Below are 7,155 nucleotides of genomic sequence, written 5' to 3' on the forward strand. Positions count from 1 at the left end.
GCCGCCGGCCGTTCCATCCCGTCCAGGCCAGCAGCGCCGCCAGACCCAGCAGGCACGTCACGGCGCCGTACTCCCCCGCCGCCGACAGCCAGCCGGGCGCCTCGGCCGCGGCGGTCACCGCGGCCCGGTACAGCCCGGCCGACAGGCCTTCCGTCACGACCCGCGGCTGAGCGTCGCCCAAGCCTCCCGGCGCCAGCAGCACCACCCCCGTCGCACCTGTCACCAGCGCGAGCACCGACATCGCCATCCGCTTGACCACTGTCATGACCGGCGAAGGTAGGCGTCACCCGGGCCGGCGGCCCGACACCGAAGACAGCTGCGGGGTGCGACCTTCGTCGGGCTTGACGCCCTGTCTTGTCGGGGGATGTCGTTGATTCCTTTTTGTTTTTGATCTTTGGTTGTGAGGTTGTGCGGCCCGTGGCCGGCCGCACAACCTGTAAGGCGTCCTAGGATGTTGATGGGCGGGGTGGCCGGTGATCGAGGACCGGCCTGCCGGACAATGACAGGCGTGCCCACACCGCCGACCATCCCCATGCCGACCGGGCACACCGCCGGAACCGGGCAGACCCGGGACGAACTGCGCGTACTCCGTCCTGAATGGGTGGAGAGCTACGAGGCGGAGCTGCCGGCGGCGCGGGCGGCCGTCCTCGCCCGCGTGCTGGGGGCGCTGGACCGCGAGCCGCTCCCCGGCGTCACCCACCGCGAACATCGCGACGGCTCACTGCGCGTCACCCTGGCCGACGGCCGCGTCCTGACCGCACCGGCCGTGGCCGCGGCACCGTTCGCCGCGGCACCCCGCGGCCTCGCCGCGGAACTGGGTGACGGCGAGACATTCGACGACCCCGCGGCGCTGCTGCGGGCACTCCCCCTCGGCCCGCACACCGCCCGCCTGGCCGCGGAGGTCGACAACAGCGTCGCGAACCTCGCGCTCGCACACGCCGACCCGCCACCGCCGGCCACCCGGCCCGTCCTGCGCGGCGCCGCCGGCGACCCGGACGGGCTCGGACGGCTCGAGCAACTCGTGCCCGGCGGCCACCCGACGCACCCCTGCTGCCGCACCCGCGGCGGCATGAGCGTCGCCGACGTGCTCGCCTACGGCCCGGAGCACCGGCCCGTCATCCGCCTGCGCCGCCTGCGGGTCCCCGCGGACCGCTGGCACGGCGACGGCCCGCCGGTCCTCTACGCACACCCGTGGCAGGCGCGGCGCCTGCTGGACCGCCATCCCTGGCTGGCCGACGACGGCGAGACCCCGCCGGTGCGGCCGCTCATGTCGCTGCGGACCGTCGCACCTCTCGGCGGCGGTGACCACGTCAAGACCGCCGTCGACGTGCAGATGACCTCGGCGGTGCGTACCGTCTCGCCCGCCGCCGTCCACAACGGACCGCGGCTCTCCGCCCTGCTGGCGCTGCTCACGACCGACCTGCCGCTCACCGTGCAGCGCGAGACCGCCGCCGGCGCCGTCCTCGTCGACGGGCAGCCGCAGCGGCACCTCGCACACCTGCGCCGCGAGGCACCCCGGGCGGGTGCCGCCGAGACGGTCGTCCCGCTCGCCGTCCTGGCCGCGCCGTCGCCCCGCGACGGGCGCCCGCTGCTGCTCGAGGCGGTCGACGACCCGTACGCGTGGTGGCACGGCCTCGCCCACCTGCTCCTGCCGCCGCTGGTCGCCGTCCTGGAGCGCGGGGTCGCGCTGGAGGCACACGGGCAGAACACGCTGCTGGTCCTCGACGACGGGATCCCGGTGCGGATCGTCTACCGCGACCTCGGCGGAGTGCGTGTCAGCGCCGCGCGCCTGGCCCGGCACGGCGTGCAGGTACCACCGCTGGAGGGCGACTTGCCCAGCGACGACCCGGAAGTGCTGCGCACCAAACTCGCCGCCGCCGTCCTCGGCACCGTCTGCGCCGAGCTCATCGCCGTCCTGTCCCGCGAGGGCGCCGACCCGGCCCGCCTCTGGGACAGCGTCGCCGCCGCCCTGAGCGGCACCGGCACGGCCGACGCGGCGCACCTGCTGACGGCGCCGCTGCCGGTCAAGGCCACCACCGCGATGCGGCTCGCCGACGACCCGCTCGACGACGTCTGGACCCACGTCGCCAACCCGATGGCGCCGGCATGACCCGCAGCCTTGCCACCCGGCGGCTGGCCATCGCCGCCGACAACGCGGGCGCCGCCCTCGCCGTGCACGCACCGGACCTGCTCGACGGCTTCACCGCCGCCCTGCCGGAGGCGGCCGACACCGTCGGGCGGCGGCTGCGCGGCGCGCTGGTCCGGGAGGGGCTGCTGCCCGCCGGGCGCGGCGACCGGGTACACGCGTTCCGGCGCGTCGAGTACGACCGGTCCGGCGCCGGCGACCCCGCCGACCTGCTCCCCGCCGGGCTGACCGGCAACGCCGCCGGATTCTCCGCCGAGCTGCGCAACGCCGTCGTCAACCTCGCCATCGCCATGACCCGCCGGCGGCACGTGCGGGCCGACGACCCCGACCACGCCGTCATCGCCGGGGAGCGGCTGGCCGTCGCGGGACACAACCTGCACCCCTGCGGGCGTACCCGGCTCGGCTGGGACACCTCCGACGTGCTCGCACACGACCTCGAGGCCGGGCACACCCGGATCGGGTTCGTCGCCGTGCGCGACGACGTGCACCTCGGCGACGACGTCGGCGCGGTGCTGCGGGCCGCGTACCCGCAGCTGCCCGAGCCGCCGCCCGGCTACCGGCTGCAGCCGGTGCACGCCTGGCAGCGCGACGCCGTGCTGGCCGAGCGCTACCGCGACCTCATCGACGACGGCGCGCTGCGGATCCTGGGCGACGAGGGCGGCGTGCTCCCCGCGATACCGACGGCCGCGCTGCGGACGCTGCTGCTGCCCGTCGCCGCGGACGGCAGCCGCCGGTACGTCAAGGTGTCCCTCGACATCCAGGTCACCTCGACCCGGCGCAGCATCAGCGTCGCCAGCACCCGCAACGGTCCCGCCGTCTCCGGCCTGCTGCACCGCCTCGTCGCCGACGACCCCGCCGGCGACCGGCTGCTGCTGCTGGCCGAGACCGCCGGCGCGGCCGTGCCCGTCGGCTCCGGCCGCGACATGTCCGCGATCGTGCGCGACGGGATCACCGGCCGGCTGGAGCCCGGCGAGCGGGCCGTGGCCGGCAGCGCGCTGCCGTTCGCCGGTGCCGGGCTCGTCGCCGAGTTCGCCGCCACCACCGGCCGGCGCGACGACGCCGCCGCCGCGGCCGCGTTCCTGGACGCCTACGCCCGGCTGCTGCTGCCCCCGCTGCTGCGGCTGACGCTGCGCGGGGTCGCGCTGGAGGCGCACCTGCAGAACTGCCTGCCCACCTTCGTCGCCGGGGTGCCGCACCGGCTGGCCGTGCGCGACTTCGCCGGCCTGCGGCTGCACCCCGGACGGCTCGCCGCCGCCGGCCACGAGGTATCGCTCTGGCCCGGCTCGGTCGTCGGCACCCCGGACGCGGCCGTCCTGCGCGCCAAGATCGGATACACGGCCTTCCAGGCCCACCTGGGTGAGGTGATCATCCGGCTCGGCGAGTCGCACGGGCTGGACGAGGACGCCGCCTGGCGGCAGGTCCGTGCCGTCGTCGACGAGGCCTACGCCGGGCTCGGCCCGGCCGCCGCCGAGGACCACGCCGCGTTCACCGCCGCGACCGTGCCACACAAGGCCCTCGTGCGGATGCGCCTCGCCGGCGCCGGCGACGAGTACGTGCCGGTGGAGAATCCGCTGCATGCGCCCGCCTGAGCACGTCGAGGCCGCGCTGCGGGCCCAGCCCCGGCCGGTCTGCGCCTACGTCTACGACACGGCCGCGCTGCGGGGACGTGCGGCGGCGGTCCGGTCCGCGCTGCCCAAGGGCACCACCCTGCTGTACGCGGTGAAGGCCAACGGGCACCCGGACGTCGTACGCACCCTCGCCGGGGTCTGCGACGGCCTGGAGGTCGCCTCCGGCGGCGAACTGGAGCTGGCGGTCGCCGCCGGCGCCCGGCGCATCGTCTTCGGCGGTCCCGCCAAGACCGACGCCGAACTGGCCGCGGCGGTCGCCGCGGGCGCGCAGGTCAACGTCGAGAGCGGCCACGAACTACGGCGCCTGGACCGGGCCGCCCGTGCCGCGGGCGTCGTAGCCGAGGCCGCCGTACGGGTCAACCGGGCCGGCCCGGCACTGCCGGGTAGCCACGCCATGACCGGCACGCCCACCCCGTTCGGCGTCGACGAGACGACCCTGGCCGAGATCCTCGCCCTGCGACTCGAATCCGTGCGCATCACCGGCTTCCACCTGCACGCCGTCTCCAACAACCTCGACGCCGCGGCGCACGCCCGGTTCATCGCCGAGGCCGTCGACTGGTCGGCGGCCACCGCCCGGCGCCACGGCGTGCCGCTGCGGCTGGTCAACGTCGGCGGCGGCCTCGGCGTCGACTACCTCGGCGACGCCACCATCGACCTGGACGCGCTCCGGGCGGGCCTGGCGGACCTCGCCGTGCCCGACGGCGCCGACCTGATCGTCGAGCCCGGCCGCATCCTCGCCGCCGACGCCGGCTGGTACGCCGCCGAGGTCCTCGACCTCAAGCACACACACGGCCGCTGGTTCGCGGTACTGCGCGGCGGCACCCACCACTTCCGGCTCCCCGCCGCCTGGGGCTACAGCCACCCGTTCACCGTCCTGCCCACCGCCACCTGGCCGTACGCCTGGGAACGCCCACAGGTCGACGACGTCACGGTGGACGCGGTCGGCGAGCTGTGCACGCCACGCGACGTCCTGACCCGCGACCGGCACGTGCCCCGCCTGCGGGTCGGCGACGTGCTGGTCTTCGGCCGCACCGGCGCATACGGCTGGGACATCTCCCACCACGACTTCCTGCGGCACCCACCTCCCGCGTTCGTCGTGCTCTGAAACGAACGCGCTGATTCCCGCCTCGCGAACGGACCAGCCTGGCAGGTGATCCAGCTTCGACGTGGGAAGAATCGGGACGGCGCGACGACCCGCTGATTTGATCTTGAATGCCGAGTTCCCCGGCCCGGACTGCCGCTGTCCGTGCCGTGCCGTGCCGTGCCGTGCCGTGCATTCTCGCACCGCCCGGACCTGTGGGCGGCTCGGCCAGGTGTTCTGGGCGAAGCGCGCGCAAGCGGCGGGCCCGGCGGCGGATCGGTGCTTCGGCGGCGTCGAATCACGTTCGCGGCGGCTGGCCGCGCGCTGACGCTCCGCCGTCTCCAAGGATCCGCTGCGCGACATCGCTGCCACCCTCAATCTAACCGGGTATGTGCAATTGGTCACGCAGCCACACTCTAAGGCTCCCGGAAATTGGCATGATCGATTGCTGGCCGGGAATGGCCATGCTCGCCGGGCAACGGAATAATGAATACATGCGGCAGTTTCAATTGTTCAGCGCCACCGAACTGGCCACCATGCGTGACCGGACCGCATCCCGCAGACACTCCCCCGAGCGTGACAAATTCCGCCGCGACCACGAACGCCACCGCGCATGGGGCCTGTCGCGGCGCCACGCCGAGCGGCTACGTCGCGCGCGTCACCGATCCAGCGACGCCACAGCCGCAGGCCCAGATGAGCAGAGCCGGCACCCCCTGCCGCAGACCCGGCCGAGTGGACCCGCCCGCGTCGAGCGGACACCGCGCCCCGCACCGCCCCGACCGGCCGGGACACTTCGCAATGCCACGCCGAGCAACCGCTCCACCAGGAAAAACCTCTCACCTGGCGCGCGACAGCAGCCCTCACCTGCCAGCCCAGATCAAACCCGCCGAGAGACGTCGGCCGCAGCCCGAACGTGCCGGACGGGAGCCGGATCAGCCGACGGGCTCGGCCCCGGCACGCCCTTTCCGACGGGCATCACACCACGGGAAGTATCACCCGAACCACGCCGGCAGCCAGGCGCCGACCGAACCACCGCGGATCCGCAACGAGATCACTCCGGACGAGTCGTTGCCAATCCGAAATCCACCACTACACAATTTGCAGGCCTGCCTCAAAATCACCCGGCAAGCGATTCGAGGAAGGAAGGTACCCTCCGCGGTCGACGAGGTCCGACTCAATCACGCCCGAATCTCGCGGGCCGATCATCGGGCCGGCTGCTCCATCGCTCAGCGATGGATGAAATCATTCTCAAGGGCGGCTCGCGGGGTGAAAATCATCGGCTACGTCGAGCGACATCATCGGCTACGTCGAGCGCAGGCGCGCCCTTTATCGGCGCTGGCTGCGGCCCCTTTTCCCGGAATTTGCGTCGGAGCCCGGAATTCGCGAACAACACCCACACTCGTCGGCGCCCGACGTGGTCAAAGCATCGCGCCGTCCCCGACACGGCCGGGCCGCCCGGCACCGGCGAGGAGACGGCAGCACTGACGCGCTTGTCGTCAGCGTCGAACACGGGTCGGGTCGGTTGATCATGCGATCTCAACGGCCGGACGGGCCGCCTGCCCAGACCGGGTCCGCAGGTCCCGGGCGAAGTCGTCGGACGATGCCGGGAAGTGCGAGTGGGCGGCTCGCGTCGCGGGCGTCGTGGCGGTTTCGCCGGGTCGGCAGCCCAGCGCGTGATCGCGGTATGAGCGGGAGCCCAACCACCACCGCACGCCAACCCCCACCCCGACACCGGCGACGACTTCGCGGACCTGACCCGGCCGGTCGGCCCGGACAACCGCCCATCCGACTGGCCGGCGGCCCGGTGCCGTCGTGGTTCGTCAGCTCGTCCAGACGGCCGTGCCTACCCGGATCGGCCGGTCGGCCCAGACCGCGGCCTACCCGGAGCCGAGCCCTCAGGTCCCGCGATCGCAGGGTCCTGTGGACAGCACGCCCAGAACGAGCCAGGGGATCATCCAGCATCGAGCGGCCTCGGGCGGGCGAATCCGCCGCGCTACCGCGGCGTGCCTACGGCGCTGCCGCAGCGTGCCCGACCCCGCCACCGTCGGCCCAGAAGGGCCGCCGACCTTGACCCCGGCAATGAGCTGGGTCGCGTAGAACTCCATTCCGGCCAGATCGGGAGCCGTTTCGACGAGTTTGGTCGGCCCAGTCCCAGAACACCTACCTCGAAACCAACCGCCAGGTCCGAGGGCCGCCAGACGGACAGCGGACCTGCGACGGGTCGCCATGCCGAACCGAGCCGAGGTCACCCCCGGGCGGGACACATCCCGCCGCGCCGCCCGCGACACGCCCCCGGTCGT

The 7,155-nt window shown here is 73.9% G+C and carries 3 protein-coding genes; all 3 read left to right on the forward strand.

Features of this window, described 5'->3' with window-relative positions; genetic code table 11:
• Positions 1 to 508 precede the first annotated feature (508 nt).
• From AB0B58_RS21890 to AB0B58_RS21900, 3 genes are read left to right on the forward strand one after another with little or no spacing between them, the layout of a single operon-like run.
• Positions 509 to 2,110 (forward strand): IucA/IucC family protein, encoded by a 1,602-nt coding sequence (locus AB0B58_RS21890; protein WP_360226297.1) that lies wholly within the window; start codon positions 509 to 511, stop codon positions 2,108 to 2,110.
• The gene (locus AB0B58_RS21895) at positions 2,107 to 3,735 is read left to right on the forward strand and encodes an IucA/IucC family protein (protein WP_360226300.1); all 1,629 of its coding nucleotides are present in this window, start codon (positions 2,107 to 2,109) and stop codon (positions 3,733 to 3,735) included. Before AB0B58_RS21890 ends, AB0B58_RS21895 begins: the two co-directional genes overlap by 4 nt.
• A complete protein-coding gene (locus tag AB0B58_RS21900; RefSeq protein WP_360226303.1) occupies positions 3,722 to 4,879 on the forward strand; it encodes an alanine racemase in 1,158 nt (385 codons plus the stop codon). The genes AB0B58_RS21895 and AB0B58_RS21900 overlap by 14 nt, the downstream gene beginning before the upstream one ends.
• Positions 4,880 to 7,155: the final 2,276 nt, after the last annotated feature.

Source organism: Actinoplanes sp. NPDC049118 (assembly GCF_040648555.1).
Lineage (GTDB): Bacteria > Actinomycetota > Actinomycetes > Mycobacteriales > Micromonosporaceae > Actinoplanes.

Coding starts and splice junctions, on each gene's coding strand:
- AB0B58_RS21895 (WP_360226300.1), top strand. CDS start 2,107: ATGACCCGCAGCCTTGCCACCCGGCGGCTGGCCATCGCCGCCGACAAC.
- AB0B58_RS21900 (WP_360226303.1), top strand. CDS start 3,722: ATGCGCCCGCCTGAGCACGTCGAGGCCGCGCTGCGGGCCCAGCCCCGG.